Genomic DNA, 1,298 nt, shown 5'->3' with positions numbered 1-1,298 from the left:
GTCTGCTTTCACACCACCCGTGATACCCCGAAGGCCTCACCCCGTCCCGCACCCCACGCCGACCACCCCACCCGACTTACGCAACACGCCCTAGCAGCGGCGCCCACGCCAGCCACCGCGCCTGTGGCCAGAGCCCGCCCAGCAGCGCCGTGACGCCCGCGCTGGCCGCCGCGGACGGCCACTGCCCGGCAACCAGCCGCAGCGCGTCACCGGCGGTGGTGTCCAGCAGCGCGGCTCCCACCAGGCCGGACACCAGCGCGGCCGCACCGAGCGTGAGCGCCGCCGCCAGCAGGGAAACCAGGCACCAGGCACTCAGCAGCCGCGCCGACCCGCTGCCGGTGCCACGCTCCGCCTCCACCAGCTCGGAGCGCTCCTCGGCGGCGAAGCGCCCGACCAGCACCACCGCCTGAGCGCAGGCCAAGGCGCCCGCCAACACGCCGATGTAATCGAGCAAGCCCGCGCCCGGGTCGCTGCCGCCCAGCAGCGAGCCGAGGACACCGCCCTCCACGGCGCCCCGCCTGGCCAGTTCAACCATGTTCTCGCCCATGGCCGTGAGCACCCCGGCGACGGCGGCGGTCGCCACGGCCCACGCCAGCAGCTGCATCCGCGACAGGCGCAGTGCCAGCGTCACCGGCCCGCCTGCCCGCAGGGGGCGCCGGTGCCGCAGCCCGAATCGGATCAGCCCGACCCCCAGGTCCCGGCCACGTGCCGCGGCCGCGGCCACGGCGAGCAGTACCAGCAGTGCCGCACCCGCAACCAGCAGAGGACACCAGTCGTCGGCGCCGCCGGGATCGATGGCGCCGCGCAGCGCGAAGGGGGACCAGGCGCCCGCCCGGCTCCACCGCTCGGCGGCCCACACACCGTGCCCGGCGTACAACAGCCCGAGGGCGGCGAGTCCGGCGCCGCGCGCCCCGGTGGCGTCGGTGGTCAGCTGCGCCAGCAGCATCGTCGCCGCCGCCAGCAGGGCACAGGTGCCGCACACCGCGGCGCCGTACGCCAGGGCGTCTGCGGGCCGAGCCCCTTCGAGCGCCAGGAGGCCGGTGCCCGCACCGACGCCGAGCAGCGCGCACTGCATGCCGAGCACCAGGCCGGACGCCGCCAGCCCGCCCACCGGCCCGACGCCGGTCCCGCGCAGCAGCTCCGAGCGCCCACCGTCCTCCTGGGTGCGGGAGACGGCTACGGCCCGCAGCACCACCACGACCCCTAGATGAGTAAGTCCAAGGGGTGTGGTTAGTGGTCGTAGGGGGTCAGGGTTCGTTGTGTGGGGGCGCCTGTGAGGTCGTTGTGCCAGATGGCGG

General features: G+C 75.6%; 1 protein-coding gene. It reads right to left on the bottom strand.

The genetic code is table 11. The annotated features are described in order from the left end of the window. Nucleotides 1-76 precede the first annotated feature (76 nt). Complete coding sequence (locus BLR49_RS12905; protein WP_143013782.1) at nt 77-1,195, bottom strand: hypothetical protein; 1,119 nt, start codon at nt 1,193-1,195, stop codon at nt 77-79. Between the last annotated feature and the right edge of the window lie 103 nt (nt 1,196-1,298).

The organism is Actinomyces ruminicola, assembly GCF_900103885.1.
Classification (GTDB): domain Bacteria; phylum Actinomycetota; class Actinomycetes; order Actinomycetales; family Actinomycetaceae; genus Actinomyces; species Actinomyces ruminicola.
This window is presented reverse-complemented; position numbering and strand designations above follow the sequence as displayed.